The sequence below is a fragment of the Ferrimonas balearica genome, assembly GCF_019802085.1.
Taxonomy (GTDB): Bacteria; Pseudomonadota; Gammaproteobacteria; order Enterobacterales; family Shewanellaceae; genus Ferrimonas; species Ferrimonas balearica_B.
Genome location: NZ_JAHVHV010000001.1, coordinates 663,363 through 683,654, shown reverse-complemented (window position 1 = coordinate 683,654; position 20,292 = coordinate 663,363). Strand labels below are relative to the sequence as shown.

At 65.7% G+C, this 20,292-nt stretch carries 24 protein-coding genes; 5 read left to right on the top strand and 19 right to left on the bottom strand.

Translation table 11 applies throughout. The features are described from left to right. Positions 1–8: 8 nt before the first annotated feature. The 3 genes from KUV81_RS03170 to KUV81_RS03160 all read right to left on the bottom strand — a co-directional run bounded on the left by KUV81_RS03170 (position 9) and on the right by KUV81_RS03160 (position 1,483). Positions 9–401 (bottom strand): MAPEG family protein, encoded by a 393-nt coding sequence (locus tag KUV81_RS03170; protein WP_222542393.1) that lies wholly within the window; start codon positions 399–401, stop codon positions 9–11. Between the two features lie 71 nt (positions 402–472). Continuing rightward, on the bottom strand, positions 473–853 hold the full coding sequence (locus tag KUV81_RS03165) for a hypothetical protein (RefSeq protein ID WP_222542392.1): 381 nt from the start codon (positions 851–853) through the stop codon (positions 473–475). A gap of 69 nt (positions 854–922) precedes the next feature. After that, positions 923–1,483 carry a GNAT family N-acetyltransferase gene (locus KUV81_RS03160; RefSeq protein ID WP_222542391.1) on the bottom strand — a complete coding sequence of 187 codons (561 nt, stop codon included), beginning with the start codon at positions 1,481–1,483 and terminating at the stop codon, positions 923–925. Between the two features lie 182 nt (positions 1,484–1,665). Between KUV81_RS03160 and KUV81_RS03155 the strand changes: the two genes are divergently transcribed. After that, entirely contained in the window at positions 1,666–2,292 is a 627-nt protein-coding gene (locus tag KUV81_RS03155; RefSeq protein ID WP_222542390.1) for a UPF0149 family protein, read from the top strand. Between the two features lie 52 nt (positions 2,293–2,344). Here the strand turns inward: KUV81_RS03155 and KUV81_RS03150 are convergent, their stop codons facing one another. The 10 genes from KUV81_RS03150 to KUV81_RS03105 all read right to left on the bottom strand — a co-directional run bounded on the left by KUV81_RS03150 (position 2,345) and on the right by KUV81_RS03105 (position 10,370). Beyond that, positions 2,345–2,794 (bottom strand): TerB family tellurite resistance protein, encoded by a 450-nt coding sequence (locus tag KUV81_RS03150; protein ID WP_222542389.1) that lies wholly within the window; start codon positions 2,792–2,794, stop codon positions 2,345–2,347. A 95-nt stretch (positions 2,795–2,889) separates the two neighbouring features. Further along, positions 2,890–3,177, bottom strand: a complete 288-nt coding sequence (gene rplY, locus KUV81_RS03145) for a 50S ribosomal protein L25 (RefSeq protein ID WP_222542388.1) — start codon at positions 3,175–3,177, stop codon at positions 2,890–2,892. A gap of 124 nt (positions 3,178–3,301) precedes the next feature. Next, a complete protein-coding gene (locus KUV81_RS03140; protein WP_222542387.1) occupies positions 3,302–3,856 on the bottom strand; it encodes a DUF882 domain-containing protein in 555 nt (184 codons plus the stop codon). A gap of 148 nt (positions 3,857–4,004) precedes the next feature. Next, positions 4,005–5,363, bottom strand: a complete 1,359-nt coding sequence (locus tag KUV81_RS03135) for a L,D-transpeptidase family protein (RefSeq protein ID WP_222542386.1) — start codon at positions 5,361–5,363, stop codon at positions 4,005–4,007. Between the two features lie 269 nt (positions 5,364–5,632). Next, positions 5,633–6,790, bottom strand: a complete 1,158-nt coding sequence (locus KUV81_RS03130; RefSeq protein ID WP_222542385.1) for a tetratricopeptide repeat protein — start codon at positions 6,788–6,790, stop codon at positions 5,633–5,635. Beyond that, positions 6,787–7,404: an energy transducer TonB gene (locus tag KUV81_RS03125; protein ID WP_222542384.1), complete on the bottom strand. Its 618-nt coding sequence runs from the start codon at positions 7,402–7,404 to the stop codon at positions 6,787–6,789. The genes KUV81_RS03130 and KUV81_RS03125 overlap by 4 nt, the downstream gene beginning before the upstream one ends. Further along, positions 7,401–7,808: an ExbD/TolR family protein gene (locus tag KUV81_RS03120; protein WP_222542383.1), complete on the bottom strand. Its 408-nt coding sequence runs from the start codon at positions 7,806–7,808 to the stop codon at positions 7,401–7,403. Before KUV81_RS03120 ends, KUV81_RS03125 begins: the two co-directional genes overlap by 4 nt. Positions 7,809–7,810: 2 nt before the next feature. Next, the gene (locus KUV81_RS03115) at positions 7,811–8,329 is read right to left on the bottom strand and encodes a MotA/TolQ/ExbB proton channel family protein (RefSeq protein ID WP_222542382.1); all 519 of its coding nucleotides are present in this window, start codon (positions 8,327–8,329) and stop codon (positions 7,811–7,813) included. Then, positions 8,326–9,627 (bottom strand): MotA/TolQ/ExbB proton channel family protein, encoded by a 1,302-nt coding sequence (locus KUV81_RS03110; RefSeq protein ID WP_222542381.1) that lies wholly within the window; start codon positions 9,625–9,627, stop codon positions 8,326–8,328. The genes KUV81_RS03115 and KUV81_RS03110 overlap by 4 nt, the downstream gene beginning before the upstream one ends. After that, the gene (locus KUV81_RS03105; protein ID WP_222542380.1) at positions 9,627–10,370 is read right to left on the bottom strand and encodes a DUF3450 domain-containing protein; all 744 of its coding nucleotides are present in this window, start codon (positions 10,368–10,370) and stop codon (positions 9,627–9,629) included. Before KUV81_RS03105 ends, KUV81_RS03110 begins: the two co-directional genes overlap by 1 nt. A 367-nt stretch (positions 10,371–10,737) precedes the next feature. Between KUV81_RS03105 and KUV81_RS03100 the strand changes: the two genes are divergently transcribed. After that, complete coding sequence (locus KUV81_RS03100; RefSeq protein ID WP_222542379.1) at positions 10,738–11,019, top strand: HU family DNA-binding protein; 282 nt, start codon at positions 10,738–10,740, stop codon at positions 11,017–11,019. An 85-nt stretch (positions 11,020–11,104) separates the two neighbouring features. After that, complete coding sequence (locus KUV81_RS03095; protein ID WP_222542378.1) at positions 11,105–11,647, top strand: porin family protein; 543 nt, start codon at positions 11,105–11,107, stop codon at positions 11,645–11,647. On the opposite strand, the gene KUV81_RS03090 is transcribed toward KUV81_RS03095, so the two are convergent. The 5 genes from KUV81_RS03090 to msrP are packed head-to-tail and all read right to left on the bottom strand — an operon-like array spanning position 11,648 to position 16,288. Next, a complete protein-coding gene (locus tag KUV81_RS03090) occupies positions 11,648–12,004 on the bottom strand; it encodes a hypothetical protein (protein WP_222542377.1) in 357 nt (118 codons plus the stop codon). Between the two features lie 53 nt (positions 12,005–12,057). Beyond that, positions 12,058–12,801 carry a type 1 glutamine amidotransferase gene (locus KUV81_RS03085; RefSeq protein WP_222542376.1) on the bottom strand — a complete coding sequence of 248 codons (744 nt, stop codon included), beginning with the start codon at positions 12,799–12,801 and terminating at the stop codon, positions 12,058–12,060. Between the two features lie 10 nt (positions 12,802–12,811). Further along, a complete protein-coding gene (locus tag KUV81_RS03080) occupies positions 12,812–14,590 on the bottom strand; it encodes a DUF885 domain-containing protein (protein ID WP_222542375.1) in 1,779 nt (592 codons plus the stop codon). 49 nt (positions 14,591–14,639) lie between these two features. Then, positions 14,640–15,263, bottom strand: coding sequence for a protein-methionine-sulfoxide reductase heme-binding subunit MsrQ (msrQ, locus tag KUV81_RS03075; protein WP_222542374.1), 624 nt, complete (start codon positions 15,261–15,263; stop codon positions 14,640–14,642). Then, positions 15,263–16,288 (bottom strand): protein-methionine-sulfoxide reductase catalytic subunit MsrP, encoded by a 1,026-nt coding sequence (gene msrP, locus KUV81_RS03070; RefSeq protein ID WP_222542373.1) that lies wholly within the window; start codon positions 16,286–16,288, stop codon positions 15,263–15,265. The genes msrQ and msrP overlap by 1 nt, the downstream gene beginning before the upstream one ends. Positions 16,289–16,537: 249 nt before the next feature. On the opposite strand from msrP, the gene rmuC reads away from it, so the two are divergent. Both rmuC and KUV81_RS03060 read left to right on the top strand, forming a co-directional pair. Continuing rightward, complete coding sequence (gene rmuC / locus KUV81_RS03065) at positions 16,538–17,836, top strand: DNA recombination protein RmuC (protein WP_261389180.1); 1,299 nt, start codon at positions 16,538–16,540, stop codon at positions 17,834–17,836. Positions 17,837–17,901: 65 nt separating this feature from the next. Next, complete coding sequence (locus KUV81_RS03060) at positions 17,902–19,821, top strand: transglycosylase SLT domain-containing protein (RefSeq protein ID WP_222542371.1); 1,920 nt, start codon at positions 17,902–17,904, stop codon at positions 19,819–19,821. Positions 19,822–19,827: 6 nt separating this feature from the next. Here KUV81_RS03060 and KUV81_RS03055 read toward each other — a convergent pair whose 3' ends face one another. Then, the gene (locus KUV81_RS03055) at positions 19,828–20,214 is read right to left on the bottom strand and encodes a hypothetical protein (RefSeq protein WP_222542370.1); all 387 of its coding nucleotides are present in this window, start codon (positions 20,212–20,214) and stop codon (positions 19,828–19,830) included. Between the last annotated feature and the right edge of the window lie 78 nt (positions 20,215–20,292).

The following is a 20,292-nucleotide window of genomic DNA, read 5'->3' as shown; positions in this document are numbered from 1 at the left end:
GAGACACCTCAGGCCAGGAACTGGCCGATATTGACTCCCGCCAGCAGCAGGATCGCCAGCCAGGTGGCGCTGGTGCCGGTGAAGCGGCCCAGGTGGTAACCACCGCGGCCGGCGGTCAGCCCCCAGGGGTGGAGCAGACGCCCCACCAGGAACAGGGCGCCGCCCAGGTGCAACACCCAGTGGGGCGCCCCCCCGGCCTCGGCACAGCCGAGCAGGATAAGGGCGATGGGGGCGTATTCGATGAGGTTGGCGTGCACCCGGATCCGCAGGCGCAGGGCCCGGTGGTCCCCGTCACCGATGCCGATCCGCTCCTGCCGGCGGGTCATCACCACCACGGCGGCCAGGGTCAGGATCAACACTCCGGTGAGGGCGGCGTACAGGCCGGTAATGGCAAGCGTCATGAACAATCCTTTGTAATTTAAGCGATTGTCACGAAGCTAACACAGGGAAGAAAGGGCCTCAATTGGCCCGCTTACTGGGATTCGGGCGCCTTGGGCTCCACCGCCTCCGGGGCCAGCGACAGGGGCTCGAACTGAATTTTGCGCACCCACAACAGCCCCACGAAGCTCAGGGCAAAACCCAGCGCCAGCAGGGCGTTGCCGATGTAGCCGTTGAGGTGCAGCAGCACGGTGCTCAACAGCGCACCGATGGGCAGAAGATGCTTGGTGGCCTGCTGACGGTACTCCCCCATTCGCTGGGTCAGGGCGCCCCGCTCCCCCTCGGCAACCGCCAGCTTGGCGCCGCAGCCCTGACAGGGCCACTGCTGAGATTTCATCAACTCGGCAAAGCTCTGGGCGTTCATCTCGACGCGCTGGTCACAGGCGGGGCAATGGTAGTGGATCCCGGGTTTCATCGGCGGTCCTATCTGGCTAAAACGGAGGCTGGCCCGTACCTTACCCAGCCTAGCCCATGGGGAGCAAGCCTAGGGGTTGCCAGTTGCGATCGCCGCCCACTCCCGGCGCATCATGCCGTAGACCCGGTGATCCAGGCATTGGCCGTTGACCACCTCCGCCCGGCGCAGGGTGCCCTCAAGGGTGAAGCCCAGGCGTTCGGCCACCGCCCGGCTGCGCAGGTTGCCCTCGGCGCAGCGCAGCTCCACCTTCTCCAGCGCCAGGGCCTGGAAGCCGTAATCGATGATCCCCCGGGCACTGCGGGTCACCAGCCCCCGCCCCTGGTGGGGCTGGGCCACCCAGTAACCCAGCACCCCCACCCGGCGGGCCGGATCCAGCCCCCGCAAGTCCATCATCCCCACCAGATCCTCCTTGTAGATCAGGCCGCAGGTCAGGGTCTGCCCCTCACCGTACTCCTTGAGGGCCTGGCAGATGTACTGGCGGCTGTCCTCCTGCTGCTGCACCGCGCCGGGCCAGGAGAGGAAGCGGCTGAGATGGTCACGGTTGGCCAGCACCAGCTCGAACAGGTGTGGGGTGTGCTCGGGGCCCAGCAGGGCCAGCTTGAGATCGGACTCGATGGGGAGGGTAAACATGAGCTCTTCCTTGAACAACGACAACGAGTTAGCTCGGTTATAACACCGGGGCGTCGGGAACACCACCGGGCCGGTGGGATCCCACATCGAGGGGGATCCAGCGCACAAAAACTTTGTGATAGCGCTGGCATCCTGGGCCAAACGTGCGACCCTAGTGGCAACGACGCCAACAAACGCCAACCATGAAAGAAAAGCTGACCAAACACGACGAGAAGCGGCTGAGCCAGACCCTGGCCGAGGTCGCGCAACAGGGAGGCATGGACCTGCTCCAGGCCAAGGGTTTCCTGGCCCACCTGCACTGCCACCCCCGCACCCTGGATCCCGCCGGCTGGAGCAGCGCCATCGCCGGCGTTGAGCCGGAAAAGGAGTACTGGCCCTTCGAGGCCAAGGTCATGGAGCAGCTGTTCACCCTGTTCAACCAGCTCCACGACGAGGTGCACCAGAAGCAGCGCCTGATGCCCAAGGAGATGGCCGAGCACCTGACGGCGCTGAACGAGCGTTCCGTGCCCCAGCCCCTGCGTCACTGGCTGGCGGGCTTTATGACCGGTTTTGTGTTCCTCAAGGAGCCCTGGCAGGAGCTGCTCAGCGACGAGCAGTTCGAAGAGGTGGAGTCCTGCGCCAGCCTGCTGGGCTACGTGGCCACCCTGGGCAGCGAAGAGGAGCACGCCCTGGCCTGGCGCGAGGGGGCGGATCCCGAGCCGCAACAGTTGATTGAAGCGGTGAACGAGGCACTGGCGTACATGCACGGCTGGTCGCAGATCCAACTGGACGACGAGGGCGAGCTGGCCCCGGTCCAGTCCGCCCACTGAGGCGATAGCGCAAGTAACGGGGCCCTGGGGCCCCGTTTTTTATGGCTGGTGCTCAGGCTTCGGCCTGGGCGGTCAATTTGGCCTGAATGAACTCGCTGTGGCTGACGTAAAGCAGGTCCGCGACCTTGCGGATGATCCCCTCCTCCTCGGGATCCAGGGTGCCGTCGGCAAAAGCCACCCGCCACAGCCCCTGAATCAGGGCCAGTTTCTGCTCGTGGCTGAGGTTTTTCTTGGCCACCGAGGTGAAGGCGAAGAGATCTGAGGCCTCCTCGCTGGCTTCCAGGGCCTGATCAAACAACAGCGTCAACTCCCGCTCGGAGAGCTGGAACCCCTCCTGCAGCAGGTGCCAGATGGCCGCCTTCTCCTCCGGGCTGTGGGCCCCGTCGGAGCGGGAAACCTCCAGCAGCAGGGCTGCGCAGGCCAACCGGGCGTCCATTTCACTCTGTTTGAGGGGGGAGCTGTGCTCGGAGCCGAGCAGGCGCCGCAATCGGGTCAGGATCATCACCCTCTCCATTTTCACTAATCAGAAGATAAGGTTAGCCCGACCCAAACCAAAAAAGGCACCCAGAGGGTGCCTTTTTTGTTACAAGCTGGCGATTAAACGCGCTTAAAGTCGATGTGAGTGACTTTGGGCTTGAAGGGGTGACGCTGCATGGCCTGGGCCTTCACTTTCTGCTCTTTACCGTCGATGACGATGGTCAGCTCTTCGGTGTAGAAAGCGTCTTCTTCCTGGGCGTGCAGGATCTTGTCGTGGTCCAGCTCGATGGAGACCGGCTCAGCGTCGCCACCATAGATGATGGCAGGGATCAGACCAGCGTGACGCAGGCGGCGGCTCGCACCTTTCCCCGCGTCGGTGCGGACTTTGGCTTCAATTACGATAGACATAGGTAAAACCTCTAAAATACAAATAAAAGATGCCGACGTTTGCGACCAACGTCGGCACTTTGCTGTAAAAGCCGGCGGATTCTATCACAGGGCCAAAGCCGCCAACAAGGTAAAACCGGGGTTTTTACCAGCGACGCACTGGACCGGTGTCGACATGGACGAAACCGGACCTCGGGTAGTAGCCCACGCCGCCGGTTTGCAGCTCCAGCGCCGCCTGGCGCACCTTGGCCAGCTCCAGCCCCGGCATGGCAATGTCCACCGCCATCGCCTTGGTGTGGAAGCTCTTCTTCGCCACCCCACCGGAGCGGGCGGCCAGCATCTGGTTGGTTTTCATGCTGCGGTAGCCGGAGATGATGTGGATCTCCTTGTTGTAATCCAGCTTCTGGGACAGCTGGTAGAGCAGCTCATAGAGGCCGCGGTCCATGGGCGCCACTTCATCGGCGCGGTGGTCCCGCAAAATGGTGTCCAGCTGGCTCAGGCCATCCTGGTGATAGTCGCCGTCACCCCAGAAATCACTGGCGGTACGTTCGCCGGTGTGGCGGTTGTAGAAGCGGAGGGACTTGGCCTGTGCGGCCGGGTTTTGTCGGCTGGCGTGGGCCACGGAGGGGATCCCCGCCAGGAGCAACGTCGCGCCGGCTCCGCCGAGCAGACGACGCCGCAGCGTACAGATTTCAGACATGATAACCCCGGAAAGCTCATTCGTTCTTGCCGGAAGGGTGGGTCCCCTCCCAGTCCTTTGGAGGCCACCCTACCGATGTTTTTTTGAGCGCTCAAGGTTTTTTTTCTGCCAAAGCAGGCCCTGACAGAAGCTTATTCTGGTAAGTCCCTCAATTTCTTGATGGAACAGTTTGAGTGGCTGACACTCCGGCCAGCTGAGGGTTGCGCGGCAGGTCCAGATCGTAGATGTCATCCCGGTAGTGGGGACGGCCCGACTCCATCCAGGCGCTCCAGTACACCAAATAGACATCCAGCGGCCGGCCCAGCTTGAGCCAACGCGGCTGACCGCTGCCCAGGTAACGCTGGATGGGGCGGTAACTGACGTCCTCCTGCAGCAGCAGGTTGGCCAGCAGATCTGCGTCCTCCACCCGCACGCAACCGGAGGAGAGCGCGCGGAAGTCGCGGTCAAACAGCCGCTTTTTCGGCGTGTCGTGGAGGTAGATGGCCCGGCTGTTGGCCAGGTGGAACTTGTAGCGGCCCAGGGCGTTATGGTCCCCCGGGGTTTGACGCAGGCGGTAGGGGAAGCCCTCGTAGGCCAGGCGGGAGAGCTCATCGGCGGAGAGCAGCATCACCCGGTCTTCGTAATCGAGCACCTCGAAGCGGTTTTGCGCCACGTAGCGGCCGTCCACCAGGATCTTGGGCAGCAGGTCCTTGTGCAGGATGGAGCGCGGCACGTTCCAGGTGGGGTTCACCACCACGCTGCGCAGCTGGCTGTGCATCCGCGGAGTACGCCGGCTGGGCATCCCCACCACCACCCGGGCGCGGAAGCGGGCCTCCCCCTCCACCACCCAGTGCAGCCGGTAATCCGGGATATTGACCAGCAGGTAGTTACTGGCAAAGAAGTGGCGGTCGTGGGCCTGACGCACCATGGCCCGGGCCAGCAGCCGGCTGCGCTCGGGGTAGGAAAGGGTCAGCCAGCGCCGGGTTTTGGGGCCGATCACCCCATCCGCTGCCAGCCCATGACGGCGCTGAAACTGCTGCACCGCGGCCACCAGACCGTCGTCGTAGCGGTCATCGCCCCCCTGCCCCGGGTAATCCTCCAGCTGATGCAGCAGGGTGCGGATGGCAGGGACCTCGGCGTGGCGCTCACCGGGTTCGATCAGCCCCCACAGCCCCACCTCCGGTTGGCTGCGGCGGGCCAGGTAGCTCAGTCGGTTCACCTGGTTTCGGTAGGCCAGGTAGTCGCCGATCGCCGGCTCCAGGGCCAGCACCCGCTCGTACAGGCGCCCCTCTACCGCATCCCGGGCCAGGCGCGGGGCGATGCCGGGGGCGGGGTTCAGATGAAAGGGGGTGTTGAGCTCCGGCTGGCCGGGAGGACGCAGGTACAGCTCGTCCCAGAACGCCTGGATCAGCAGGTAGGCTTCGGTATGAAGGGCACTGGCAGCGGCGGGCGGATCGGCCTTATCGGCCAACCGGTCACTGAGCTGGGCAAAACGGGGATCCAGATCCGCTGCCGCCAGGAGCGCCAACTGTTCCCTTAATTCCTCTGCCGCCTGTTCCTGGCGTGGGTCAGCAAACCACAGTGGCAGTCGCTCCGCTCCCGCCCAGGCCCCGCTACAACATAAAAGCAGGATCAAAGCACACAGGCGCATTCGGACAACGACTCCAACATCTTATTGCTTTGAGTATGGCAGGACAGACCGCAACAGGGCGACCAAATTGCCCGGGGAATGAAGGTGATCCGTTGATAGAACGGCACAACGCCCGGACCGGGCCGGGCGTTGTGTCTGAGGGGGGCTCAGAGGCTGAGCTTCTCCTGAAGGAAAGCGAACCAGGGCTCGGCCGCGTCGCGGTCATAGCGTGCGGCCTGCTCCGCCCGGGCCAGGGCCTCGGCGTACTGACCCATCTGGTAGTAGGCGCGCACCGCCATCATCTCTACCCGGGCGCGGTCCTCGCGTTCAAGACGCAGCTCGTCCAGCTGGGGCAGCAGGGCCACCGCCTGCTCGTAGTCCGATTGCATCACCCGCACCTCGAACTGGTTGACCCGGTATTTGGGGTTGAGCTTGGCCGCCGCGCCCCAGGCCGCCTGGGCCTGGGCCCACTCCCGGGCCTGCTGCCAATAGCGGGCCAGCTGGACCCGGTTGGCTTCGTCATCCGGCAGGGTCTGGCCCAGTTGATCGGCCATCAGACGGGCCGCCAGCTCCGGCAACTGTCGATTGGCAAACAGCTGGACCAGCGAGCGGTAATCGCCCTCGCTGGCCAGCAGCCCCTGCTGCTGGGCCAGGGCCAGGGTGCGCAGGGCCCCCTCCTGATCCGCCAGGCGCAACTGGATGCTGGCCCGCTGACGCCACCAGCTCAGCTGGTCCGGCGCCAAATCGATGAGCGCCTGGGTCACCCTAAGGGCCTGGGGCCACTGCTCAAGCTGCTGGTGGGCACTGAGCATCATCTGGTAGGGCGCCACCGCCGGCTCCAGGGCCACCGAGGCCTTGGCGGCGGGCACCACCTCAGCCCACTGCTCAAGCTGGAAATGGCTCTGAGCAATGCGCAGGTGCAGCTCGGCGGTCACCATCGCTTCGGGGCCGCTGTCGCGGATCCCCTGGTAGTGCCCCAGCGCCTCGGCGAAACGCTCGTTCATCATCAGGATGTCCGCCACCATGCGACGGGTCTGGGCGGCGCTCATCTCGTTGAGCACCCCGGCGGCCAGGGCCTGCTCCAGCTGGGCCAGCGCCTTGTCCGGTTGCTCCGCCGCCCAGTAGAGGCTGCCCAGCAGTCGGGCCACGTAGGCCTGACCCTCGGCATCCCGGGGTTTGAGGGGCTCGAGCAGGGCGATCGCCTCGGCCAGCTTGTCCTGTTCAAACAGGGCCCAGGCGTCCTGGACCTTGTTGGCCATCGCCGGAGTCATGGCGGCCTGGGCCGAGCCAGCCAGCAGGGCCAGGCAGAAGATCAGGGCTCTCATTGGTTCAGCTTAAACTCCAGTTTGGCGGTCTGGCCGGGCTGAGCGACCGGCTGGCCGTCCACCATCTTGGGCTGGTACTTCCAGCGGGCCAGGGCCTGCATCGCCGCCTGGTCAAACAGGCGCACCGGCTCGGACTCCAACACGGAAATTTTCCTCGGTCGGCCCTGCTCGTCGATGGTGAACTCCATCACCACATAACCCTCGGCCCGCATCCGCAGCGCCCGCTGGGGGTAAGCCGGCTCCACCCGGTACAGGGGCATCGCCTGGCGATCGGCGGTGGCCAGCTCGCCCTTGGCCGGCATGGCCACGCTGATGTCACCGGGGCCATCCAGGCTAAGACTGGGCAAGTCCAGCGCCAGCTCCACCGGGGCGGCACTGGCGTTCTCCACCACCTGGGCCTGGGGCAACTCCGGCAGCGGGGGCGGCGGCTCCGGCAGCGCCCGGCTGCGCCGGTTGAGCTGCTCCGGCCGTTCCGCCATCAGCACCGACACCGGGGCGGCGCTGGGCTCACTGGGGGCGCCACCGGGGCCGCCGGTGACCATCAGGGCCATCAGGCTGAACAGCCCGGCGGTGACCGCCAGACCCAGCAGCGCCGCCAGCAGGTAATCCCTCATGGAGTCGGCTCCGCCGCCAGGGCGATATCGGTGATCCCCGCCGCCTTGGCCGCGTCCATCACCTTGACCACTACGCCGTTGAAGGCGCGCTCATCGGCCTGGATCACCAGCGGCGACTCCGGCTGGTCGGCCCGCAGCCGCTCCAGGTTGGCCTGGACCCGCTCGATGTCCACCCGGCGCTGATCGATAAAGATCTCGTTGCGGTTGTTGATCGCCACGAACAGGCCGGCGCCGGCCTGGGAGGCGGCCTGGGCCGCTTCTGGGCGGTTGACCTCGATGCCGGACTCCCGCACGAAGGAGGTGGTCACGATGAAGAAGATCAACATGATGAAAACGATGTCCAGCATCGGGGTGAGGTCCACCTGGGCCTCCTCCTGCTGGGGGACGGGACGTAAGATCCGCATGCTTAATTCTCCCGCGGCAAAGCGTTGGCCAGGCGGTGCAGCGCCCGCTGGCTGTGTTTCTGCAGCCGGGCGTGGACGAAGAGTCCCGCCAGGGCTGCCACCATCCCTGCCATGGTGGGCAGGGTGGCCATGGCGATGCCCGCCGACATCAGCTTGGGGTTGCCGGTGCCCTGGGCGGCCATCACGTCAAAGACGCTGATCATGCCGGTGACCGTGCCCAGCAGCCCCAGCATGGGGCAGATCGCCACCAGGGCCTTGATAAAGTTGAGGTGGGCATTGAGGCCCCGCTCCGCCCGCCCGAGGATCCCCTCGCGGCAGGCCTCAGCGGTCCAGCCGGTGCGGTCGCTGCGGGCCTGCCACTGGGCCTGCCACTGGGCGGCCTGGGCCGGGAAGCGACGCAGCAGGTAGAGGGCCCGCTCCATCATCAGCATCCAGCTGATCAGCACCACCCCCGCCAGGACCCACAGCAGCGGACCGCCGCGGGCCATGAACTGGGCGATCCAGTCCCACCAAAGGGTCATGCCTTGGACTCCCCGTCGGCGTGGGCCGCCACCAGGGCGATGCTCTCTTTCTCCAGCAGGCTGCGGATCACCGTCACCCGGGTGGAGAGCAGGTTATGGGCCAGCAGCAGCGGCATCGCCGCCACCAGGCCCAGCACCGTGGTGATGAGCGCCATGGAGATCCCGCCGGCCATCACCTTGGGATCGCCGTTGCCGTACTGGGTGATCACCTGGAAGGTCTCGATCATCCCGGTGACGGTGCCCAGCAGGCCCAGCATGGGGGCGATGGCCGCCAGCAGCTTGAGCATCGACAGCCCCTTCTCCAGCCCCTGCTGCTCGTTGACGATCGTCTCCAGCAGCTTGAGTTCCAGGGTCTCCAGGTTGTGGTGCTTCTGGGTCTGGTAGACCCCGAGGATCCGGCCCAAGGGGTTGCTGTCCGACGCTTCGGCCTGCTTGAGCTGGCGGTTGATGGCCAGTTGGCTGCGCAGCAGCACCGCGGCGCGCACCAGGGCGATCACCAGGCCGATGGCCAGCAGGGCCAGGATCACCTTGCCCACCAGGCCGCCGTGCTCGATGCGCTGGGCCAGGGTCGGGGTTTGCTGGTACTGGTCCAGCAGCTCGCCCATGGCCGGGTCAACCAGCAGCGCACCGGTGCCGGGCAGGCGGAAGTTGGGCTGGCGGGGGTAGAGAGTGGCCAGGCCGCGCTCGGCGTCCACCTGGGCAAAGCCCTGCTCGCCCACCAGGTTGAAGGGGCCCACCCGCCACAGGGGAGCGTCGCTCATCTGGCCGTCGATTTGCGCCAGGGGCAGGGTCACCGGCGCCACGGTGGCGCTGTCTTCGATGTCCGCCAGCATCAGCGCCGGCAGGGCCTGCAGCTGGGCCAGCTCCGGCAAACGGTCAGCCCGGGCCATCGCCTGGGCCTGTTCGACGCGCTGGGGCGCGGTCAGGGCCAGGGGGCCCCGCTCCAGTTCGGCGGCCAGTTCGCCACCGACCTGACGCACCACGCCGTACACCTCACCCAGGGCACCGGTGGCCAGGGTCAGGTTGGTTTCCTTCTCCGACAGCGCCTTCTCGTTGTCGGCAAAGCGGTCACTGAGCCGGGCCACCTCGGCCTTGAGGGCTGCCAGCTGGGCCTGCTGGGCTTTGAGCTCCGCGGCCACCTCGGCGGCACTGGCCTGGTGGCGCTGCTCACGCTGGGCGTTGTGGGTGGCCTCGCTCGCTCGCACCTCGGCGCTGCGGCTGACCAGATCGGACTCGGCGGTGGCCTGGGCGCTCAGCAGCAGGACACCGGCAAACAGGGCAGATAGGGAGACGCGCATTATTGGATCTCCTGGGTCAGGGGCAGGGTCAGCAGAGCGGGGGCCTGGTGGCCCGCAGCCACCTCGTAGGCCTGGGAGAGCAGACGGGGGCTGACGCCTTCCACACCCTGCCACTGGCCATCGCGCCACAGCCAGTAGCTGCGACCATCCAGGCTGCGGGCCAGCAGGGTCAGGCGACCCAGGTGCAGCAACTGTGCCTCACGGCTCTGGCCATCCAGAGTGAGGGTGTCCCGGTAGAGCCCCAGGCGCCGGCCGTACTCCATCTCGATCTGGTAGGCCTCCAGCAGGCGGCGGAACTTCTCCGCGTCCGCCACGTCGGCCCGGCCCATCATCTGGTTCAGATCCGCCAGGCGGGCTTCCCGCTGGCGCGCCTTCAGGGGCACGTCGTTTTCCACCAGGGTGTCCAGATCCGCCAGCATGCGGTACATCAGGGGCACCAGGCCGGCGCGGGTGTCTTCGATGCCGGCCAGTTGGGTGTCCAGGCTGGTGAGCTCACGCTGCTGATCCGCCACCAGCCGCTCCAGGTGATCCCGGTAGAGGCTGAGGTTGGCGATCTCCTCCCGGACCCGCTCCAGTTCCGCCTGCTGGCTGAGCTGCTGCTCGGTCAGTCGGTTCACCTGGCCCTGGGTATCGCGGGCGGCGTCCTGCAACGCCTGCTGGTTGTGCTCCGCCGTAGGCAGATCGCTGGCTGTCGCCGCGCCGCAAAGCAGCACGCAGGACAGGGCCAAAGCGCGTGATTTCATGATGGACGTTACCCCAAAATGGATTGGTCGATTGGATTCGGTTCCGGATAGTGGCAGGAAAATTCGCCCACCTCAATAGGAATGATTCTCACTTGGAAAACTTAATTGGAAAAAGTGACCTGGCGCAGATCTTGGTCGCACCACGCTGTTAAAAAGGCATGACCAGGATCACGGTTTAATGTGAATGGGCTGTCTACAATTCCCCACAGATTCATGCTCTTCCCACACTGTCTTGTTGGATTAGTCGGCGCCCAAATTTTTTGGAGCGCCGTTTTTTTTTGCCCACTTCCTGGTCGGTCACATCGGTGGGGGCTTGCCTGTCGTGCTCACTGCGGTATAACAGCGCCCTTTTGCCACGGAGCCGACTGTGAATCGCCAACATCTGATCAAACACCTGGCCCAAAACAGCGGGCTGACCCAGGCCCAGAGCAAGCGTGCACTGGCCGCGTTGGAGCAGACCATCGCCCGGGCCCTGTACGAAGGGGAAAGCGTCTACCTGCCGCCGCTGGGGGTGTTCGAGGTGCGCCACCACCTGCCCCGCACCGGCCGCAACCCGCTCACCGGCGCCCCCGTCGAGATCCCCCTGAAGACGGTGCCCGCCTTTAAGCCCTCCGCCCCGCTCAAGCAGGCGGTGGCACAGCAGAACTGACCTTCACCCGAAGCATCACGGCAGGCCGGCCCCCATCGGATTAGGGTGGCCACTGAGCTCGCATACCAAGAAAAAGGAAGTTGCCATGCGCCCTGCCCCCCTGATGTTCCTGACCCTGTTTCTGGCCCTGCCGGCCCAGGCCGACTCACCGCGCACCCACGAGGTGAGCCTGGGGCTCGGCAGTGCCATGGCCGACGGCAGTGAGTCGTTCGACCTGGGCGTGGCCTACGCCCTGGGCTACCGCCACCACTTCAACCCCTACCTGGCGCTGAGCGCCGGCTACGCCTACCACAGTGGCGGCTTCGGCGACTTTCTCTCTTTGGGGTTTCTCAAGGAGTCACTGGATTACTCCGGTGCCCAGTTGGGGGTGCAGGGTCGCCTGCCCCTGACCCACTGGTTCAGCCTCTATGCGGAGGTGGGCGGTCACTACGGCCGGGTGCGCCACACGGTAGCCCGCCCGGGGCAGGAGCGGGTGGATGAGCACTATGGACTTCGCCCCTACGCCGGGGGCGGCGTGGAGTTTCTCATCAAGCAGCAAGTGGGACTGGCGCTGGAGTACCAGTACTTCGAGTTTGCCGAGTCCTTCAGTGGCGAGACGGTGATGTTCCGCTTCGGCTATCGCTTCTAGTCAAAGGGCCCGGTAAGCCGGGGCGATGGCGTCGCGGATGGCGGGATGGTGGTACTTGGGGTCGCAGCCCCAAAGGTCGATCTCCAGGGTCTGACCGAACACGATGGCCAGGGCCAGAGCCTGGAACAGCGGGTCGGGATCGGCGTGACGGTCGTCCACCCACAGTAGGGTGGCATCGCCGCCGCAGTGGTGGGGATCCAGGGGGGTGGGGATCTGCACATAGTGGCGGGCCCCCTGCCCCTCATCGGGCTCGATGATGAGCTGAATGGGCAGTACCGTGGCTCTGTGGGGCGCGGGGCGCTCGCCGGCATCGGCGGTGCCCAGGCTCAACAGGATGACAAACACAGCTACGCGCATCTCGGTCGCCTTGTTGTGGGTTGGTTACCTTCCCAAGGCGGCCAAGGGGCGGGTCAAGTTGAGTCCGACACCAGCAGCACACGATCGACAAAGCGGCGCAGCAGATCGTTGGAGAGCGGCGTCTCCTGGGCCGCGGCCAGCACCTCGCGCAGGTGCGCCTCACCGTCGGTGTAGTGGTGGGCAAACTGGGTCAGGCGCTCGATCAGCACCGCCCGGTTCACCTCCGGGTGAAACTGGGTGGTCCAGAACGGGGCGTCGTCCACCTTGAAGCTGTGGGTGCAGGGCTCGGTATACGCCAGCAGGGTACACCCCTTGGGGACCTGGGTCGCCCGCTCCCGGTGCACCGACACCGCCATAAAGCCGTCGGGCATGTCGTGGTAGAGGGGATCCCTGGCCGCAGCCGGGGCCAGGGAGATGGGCACCGTGCCCATCTCAAAGTCCCGCTCGTCCCGGATCACCTCGCCCCCCAGGGCCCGCACCGCCAGCTGATGGCCAAAGCAGGAGCAAAACACCGGCAGTTTGATGGCGATGCAGTGGCGCAGCAGCGCCATGGCCGGCTCGACGAAGGGGTAACGCTCCGGCTCCAACACGCTGGCCTCGGAGGAGCCCCCCACCAGCAACCCGTCCACCCCCTCGAGCACCTCTGGCCCGAAGCTGGGGGTGTCGAACAGGTTGAGGATGCGGATCTGTGCCGGGTCCAGGCCGCAGAACTGAGTGAAGCTGCGCCACTCCTCGTCCCGGGTCTTGGGGTTGTCACGGATCTGCATCAGCAGCAGGGTCAGGGTCGCCTTGGCCATGGTGCGCTCCTTACTGGGCGGTTTCCAGCATCAGGGCCCGGACGTACTTGACCGGGGCGCTGCCGTAGGAGAGGAAGCGCTCGTGGAAAGCCTTGAGATCAAACTCGCCCCCCTTGACCTGCTTGTAGTCCTCGCGGAAGTCGTAGATCTCCCGAAAACCGGCGTAGTAGGAGGTCAGCTGGACCTGGCTCAGGGTGGCTCGACGCCACTTCTGGGCCGCCTCCTCCTGCTGCTGGAAGGCGCCATTGACCAGGTGATCCATCACGGTGGCCTCGTCGGCCCCCAGCACCTGGATCTCGTAGTCGATGATGGTGTTGGTGATCACCCGCAGGTTCCACTTCCAGTACATCAGCCACAGCTCCATCTCGAAGTCGCCGTAGCCCTCCTCCAGCATCATCCGCTCGGCGTACACCGCCCAACCCTCAACCATGGCGCCGTTGCCAAACAGGGCTTTGACCAGGGAGGGGGACTCGTTGGAGTAGACCAACTGGGTGTAGTGACCGGGGATCGCTTCATGGATGTTGAGGATCTGCAGGATCCAGTGGTTGTACTCCCGCAGGTAGCTTTCCGCCTGCTCATCGGTCATGCCGTCCAGGGGCGTGACGTTGTAGTAGGTGTTGGCTTCCTTGTCGAAGGGGCCCGGGGCGGAGATGGAGGCCCCGGCGAAGCCGCGCATGTAGGGGGGCGTTTCCCGCACCACCAGGGGCTTGTTGGGATCCAGGGTGATGAGATCCTGCTGACGGACAAAGGCCTCCAGCTCGGGGATCTGCGCTTTGACCTCGGCGACAAAGTCCTCCCGCTTCACGTGGCGGGCGGAGAGGTGGTCGATCAGCTGGCGCACCGCCTGCTGGTTGTCGCTGGGCATCGGCTGGCCGGCGAAGTACTTGGGCCAGAGCTGTTCGGTGATGGAGAGCATCTGCTTCTGCGCCTGGGCCCGGTCCGCCAGCGCCTTCTCGTACAGCTGCTTGGCGGTCATGCCGGACTGGATGTCCAGGGCAAACTTCTCCTCGTACAGGGTCTCACCGATGCGGAAGGAGCGGGCCCCTTCGGCCTTGAGCTGACGCTCCAGCTGCTCCAGGTGGCCGACGAAGCTCAAGATCGCCTGACGGGTCTCCAGGTAGCGCTTCTCAAACAGCGCCTTCTCTGCGTCACTGAGGCCGGAGGCACGGGCCTTCTCCAGCATGGTCTCGTTAAACACCGACAGGCCGCCCTGGTTTTGCAGGATCGCCAGCTGGGTGTGCTCCAAGGTGGGATTGTCGATGTTGTCCCGGGCCGCCGCGTAGTAGCGGCCGACGTTGGCCATCCGCCCCAACACCGCCTTGAGGCGGGTGTCCAGTTCGGCGTACTCCTCGTTCATCAGCCGGGCGAAGGGGCCGGCGACGTTGTACTGGGCCGGGTTCCACTGCCAGGCCTTGAAGCGGGTCACCTCCCACTCCATGGAGTCCAGCAGGTTCTCCAGCAGCGCCTTATCGGTGCGGGCGTTGCCGGTCAGGGGCTTGCTGTCGTAGGCGGCGAGGGCCTGTCGCCACTTGGCGACAAAGGCCAGCTGGCGCTGACGGGCCTCGGCATCGGGGATCACCAGCTGGTCGGCATAATCGTAGACCCCACTGTAAAGGGCCCAGGTGGGGGAGAGACGCCAGAGATCGTCGATCATCTGCTGGGAGAGCTGTTGGAACTGCTCCGCCTGGCACTGGGCCAGGCAGGGGGGCGGCTCAACGGCCACGGGTTGGGCGGACTGGCAGGCGGACAGACCCAGGGCAACCAGGCCGGCGACGGCAATTCTTTTCATTGTTTTTTCTTTCCGACAACGTTAAAGGTCACGGAAAGTTAACCATTTTTTATCCCTTGCTGTCAGCCCCGAGACGGCGAAACCCGATTCGGGGCCAGGACAGCTTGGGACGGCGCATCGCCAGCAGCAGCAAAAAGCCCGCCAGATAAAGCGCCGGCTCCCAGTTGCCGGACTTGACCGACCACCAGAAGTGCACCGGGCCCAGGATGGCCACCAGGTAGACCCAGCGGTGCAGCGACTGCCAGCGCCGACCCAGCTTGCGCTGCATCGCCTTGGGCGAGGTGACGGCCAGGGCCAGCAGGATGACAAAGGCCACCATGCCCACGGTGATGTAGGGGCGTTTGAGGATCTCCCCGGCCAGCAGCGACCAGTCCATCAGCAGGTCAAACACCAAGAACGCCCCCAGGTGCAGCGCCGCGTAGGTGAAGCACCAGAGCCCCAGCAGCCGACGCACCCGCATCAGCGCCGGCCAGCGGCGCCAGCGGGCCAGGGGGGAGACCAGCAATGTGGCCGCCAGGGTGTGGAGGATCCCCATGCCGAGGAAGTGGATCAGGTACTGCACCGGATCGCCGCCGGCGGCCCCGGAGTTGACCGCCAGGTAGAGGTACACCAGCGGCAGGCCGCAGGCCAGGTGCAGGGCGGTCTTAAGCGCCAGCAGCGAACGTTTGCCCATCAGTAGTACCTGCTCAGGTTCATGCCCTGGTAGAGGCTGGCCACGTACTCGCCGTAGCCATTGAACGGCTCAGTGGGGATCCGCTTGGCGGAGAGCAGACCGCCGGCACCGATGCGCCGCTCGCTGGCCTGGGACCAGCGGGGGTGGTCCACCGCCGGATTGACGTTGGCGTAGAAGCCGTACTCGTTGGCCGCCAGCAGGTTCCAGGTGGTGGGGGGCTGGCGTTCCGTCAGGCGTATTCTCACAATGGACTTGATGCTCTTAAAGCCGTATTTCCAGGGCACCACCAACCGGATGGGGGCCCCGTTTTGCGGCGGCAGGGTTTTGCCGTAGAGGCCCACGCTGAGCAGGGTAAGCTCGTTCATCGCCTCGTCGATGCGCAGCCCCTCCACGTAGGGGTAATCGATGCCGCCGCCCATAAAGCGGTTGCTCTGTCCCGGCATCTGCTCCGGGTCGTAAAGGGTTTCGAAAGCCACGTACTTGGCCCGGCTGGTGGGCTCGGCCCGCTTGAGCAGCGCCGACAGGGGGAAGCCCAACCAGGGGATCACCATGGACCAGGCCTCGACGCAGCGCAGGCGGTAGATCCGCTCCTCCAGGGGAGCCAGCTCGAACAGGTCGTCGTAATCCAGGGTCATCGGCTTGGCCACCTCCCCCTCGATCACCAGCTGCCAGGGCTGCACCTTAAACGCCTGGGCCCGCTCTGCCGGATCCGTCTTGGCGGTGCCGAACTCGTAGAAGTTGTTGTGGCTTAAGATTTTCTCTTCCGGAGTCAGGGGGCCGTCCAGCACATGGTCAAAACTGCGGTTCTTGGCGTGGGCCAGGGCATGACGCTCGAACACCGCCTTCTCCCGGTCGCCGAACAGAAAATCCAGGGCCCCGGCGTTGGCGGAGGAGCTGAGCAGGGTGCCGGCTCCGACAAAGCCCAGCTGCTTGAGGATCCGCCGACGGTCCTGGAACACCGGCTCCGGCGTCACGTCCTTGTCCGTCAAACCTTGCCACGACGGCGCTACCTTGTTCGTTTTCATGGGGCTTCCTTCATCTTCGAGCGCTGGAGGGGTAGACCCGCACAAGGGCGCCGGCATTTCACCCACGTGCGAGGTTCGATACGAACTAGTACGTGAACCCGTGCCATGCCGATCGCCCCGGCGACCGCTTTTGCAGGCCCGCTGCCAGCAACAAGGCTGCACAGCCTCTGGTCAGTTACCCCCGTCCCCCTTGCCCGCCGGGGTCGCGGGTGACAAGCTGTAAGCGTCCCATATTTAATGAGTTTTGCCATGACATTGCCCCTTTGGATCGCCCTGGGTCTCGGCCTGCCGTTGCTGCTGGCCGTCATCTTCCTGGTGCGCCAGTCCCAACGCCTGAGCCTGTCCCACGCCCAGCAAGCGGAGCGCGACCGCCAACTGGAGGAGCTTCAGGGCCGCCTCAGCGCCAAGGAGCAGGAGCTCAATCGCCTGCACGCCGCCTTCGGCCAGAGCCGCAGTACCGAGCAGGCCCTGCGGGAGCAGCTGGCCAGCCAGCAGGAGAGCGAGGCCCGGCTCAACGCCCAGTTTGAAAACCTGGCCAACCGCATCTTCGAGCAGAAACAGCAGCAGTTTCGCCAGCAGAGCCAGCAGAGCCTGGACGCGGTGCTGACCCCCATCCGCCAGCAGCTGGACCAGTTTCGCCTGCAGGTACAGAGCAGCCACACCGAGGAGGTCAAGCAGCGCCACGCCCTGGAGCGCCAATTGCTGGATCTCAAGGCCCTCAACCAGCGGATGAGCGAAGACGCCCTCAACCTGACCCGGGCGCTCAAGGGGGACAACAAGGCCCAGGGCACCTGGGGCGAGGTGGTGCTCAGTCGGCTGCTGGCCCAGAGCGGGCTGCGGGAGGGGCACGAGTACGACACCCAGGCCAGTTACCAGCAGGCGGACGGCAAACGCTACCAGCCGGACGTGGTGGTGCACCTGCCGGACGGCAAGGATGTGATCATCGACGCCAAGATGTCGCTGCTGGCCTACGAGCGCTACTACAGCAGTGAGGACGACGGGGTGCGCGAGCAGGCCCTGGCGGAGCATCTGGCCTCCATCCGCGCCCACATCAAGGGGCTGGGGCAGAAGGATTACCACAAGCTCAAGGGGCTGCGCAGCCTGGACTACGTGCTGATGTTCATCCCGGTGGAGCCGGCCTTTGTCAGCGCCATCGAGCGGGATCCCAGTCTCATCAACGAAGCGCTGGAGCGCAACATCATGCTGGTGAGTCCCAACAGCCTGCTGGTGGCCCTGCGCACCATCCAGAACCTGTGGCGCTACGAGCATCAGAGTCAGAACGCCCAGGCCATCGCCCAGTCCGCCGGCAAGCTGTACGACAAGCTGGTGGGCTTCTCCGAGGACCTGCTGAAACTGGGCCGGGCCCTGGACACCGCCCAGGGCAGCTACCAGCAGGCCCTGAACAAGTTCTCCAAGGGCCGCGGCAACCTGCTGCGCCAAGGGGAGCAGCTCAAACAGCTGGGGGCGGAGACCGGCAAAAAGGCCGATCCCGGCCTGCTGGACCAGGCGCTGAGCGAATCGGTGGAACTGACTGAAAAAGCCCCCTGATCCGAGTTGTCTATCCGCCGTATCGGAAACTAAGCTAGCCCTATCGAGGCAAGGAGTGTCCGGTCATGGCTTGGGGAAGTGTGAAGTGGAAGAGCCTGTTGGGGCTCTTTTTGTTGTGTTGGCTCGCGGTCACTCCGGCGCAGGCGCTGGAGGATCAGCGCGCCCTGTACAAGCAGGCCCGGGAAGCCTTGGCCCAGGGGCGCACCAGCGCCTACTACCCCCTGCGTCGCCAGCTGGACGATTACCCCCTGGTGCCCTACCTGGATTACCACTACCGGCTGCGCCAACTGGGTGAACTCTCCCCCCAGCAGACGGTGGAGATCCTGCAAAGCCTGGCCACCACCCCCCTCTACCACCCCTTCAAGCACCGCTACCTGCTCTCCCGGGGCAGCCGCGGCGACTGGGACGCCTTTTTGACCATCAGCCCGGAGTCCCCCCGGGACGAAGCGCTGCGCTGCTACTTCTACCGGGCCAAGCTGGCCCAGGGGGACAAAGCCACCGCCTGGGCCGGGGCCAAGACCCTTTGGCTGCACGGCAAGAGCCGCCACAAAGCCTGCGATCCTCTGTTCGCCGCCTGGACCAAGGCGGGCCAGCGGGGCGATCCCATGGTGTGGCAACGGATGCTGCTGGCCTTCGAGGCGAGCCAGTCCTCCCTGCTGCGCTACCTCAACAGCAAGCTGACCAAGGCCTATCGCCCCCAGGGAGACCTGCTGTTGCGCCTCTACCGCCACCCCCACGAACTGCGCTACAAGCCGCCGCTCAGCCGCATGTCGGACACCGGCCAGGCCATCGCCGCCGTCACCCTCAAGCGCCTGGCTCGCAAGAACGCCGGTCAAGCCTGGAACCGTTACCCGGCCTGGCAGGGCAAACTGGGCGATCACGAAACCGAGGTGCGCCACGCCCTGCTCTATCGGGCGCTCATTCAACAGGGGGAGTGGCGGGCCGAGCTGGACCCGGAGCTGGCGGACACCGCCTCGGACAATCTCATCATCATCCGCGCCCGCAAGGCGATCTTCGAAGGGGATTGGCCGGATCTGCTGACCTGGCTTGACCGCCTGTCCGAGCCCTCCGCCAACAACAGTGAATGGCGCTACTGGCGCGGCTACGCCCTGAAACAGACTGGCGAGCGGGACGCCGGCATTGCCCAGTGGCACGCCCTGGCGGACCAGCGCAACTTCTACGGCTTCCAGGCGGCCCAGCAGCTGGCCCTGCCCTACGCCATGAACAGCAAGCTGCCTACAGTAAGCCTGCAGAGCCTGGCGGAGGTGCAGGCTCTGCCGGGCTATGGCCGCATACGGGAACTGATGGCCCTGGGCCGGGACTCGGAGGCCCGGGAGGAGTGGCGCTGGCAGATGGTGAGGCTGTCCGCGCCCCAGCAGGCGGCGCTGACCGCCATCGCGTTTGAGCGTGGGTGGCACTACCTGACGGTGGACGGCACCATCATCGCCAAGATGTGGAACGCCCTGCCCTGGCGTTTCCCCACCGCCCACGGCGAGGAGTTCCAGCGCTTTGCCGAGCTGCGGGAACTGGACATGGCCCTATTGCAGGCGGTGGCCCGGCGGGAGAGCGCCCTCTACCCCCGGGCGCGCAGCCACGCGGACGCTTATGGCCTGATGCAGTTGCTGCCCAGCACCGCCAAGCGCACCGCCAAGATCATCGGCGCCCCCTACAACGGCACCTCGGATCTCTACCAGCCGATGCGCAACATCCAGCTGGGCAGCGCCTACTACCAGGGTCTGATGGAGCGCTACGACAACAACCGGCTGCTGGCCTCCGCGGCTTACAACGCCGGGCCCCACCGGGTCACCCAATGGCTGGGTCGCAGCGAGGGCACCCTGGACGCCGCCCGCTTTGTCGCCACCGTGCCGTTCCGCGAGACCCGGGAATACATCGAGGCGATCCTGAGCTACCAGCTGATCTACGCCAAACTCGCCGGTCGCGAGCTGCCTCTGATGACCGACGCCGAGCGCGCCCACAGCTACTGAGGGCGCCTATCCGGCGGAGGTTAATAACAGCAGCGCGGAGATCGCCCCACCCAACAGGCCCCCCGCCCCCCAGCGCCAGGCGGTGCGCTCCTCCTCGACCCGCAGCCGGGCCTCCGCCAGACGCCGAGCTTCGTCGGACAGGGGAGCGCGCACACCACCCGGCAGTTCGTGCTCCTGCAACGGCAACGGGGTGGGAAAGGGGGCGCCGGGTTTTCCCCGCTGCACCAGGCAGCCGCAAAAGGGACAATAGGACGCCGTCACCTTCACCAAATCTCCGCAAAAGGGGCAGTAGGCCAGGCGGCCCGCTTTAAGCCCGCGCCGCCGGCGCCAACCCCGCAGCCAGAGCCCACCCAGCAGCGCCATCAGCGGCAGAAGGATCCAGACCAGCAGCATCAGGGCGCAAACCCGGCGAAAGGGCGGCACTGACCTGGCCAGCGCATCGAACAGAGGGGGCAATATGGGGGCATGGGG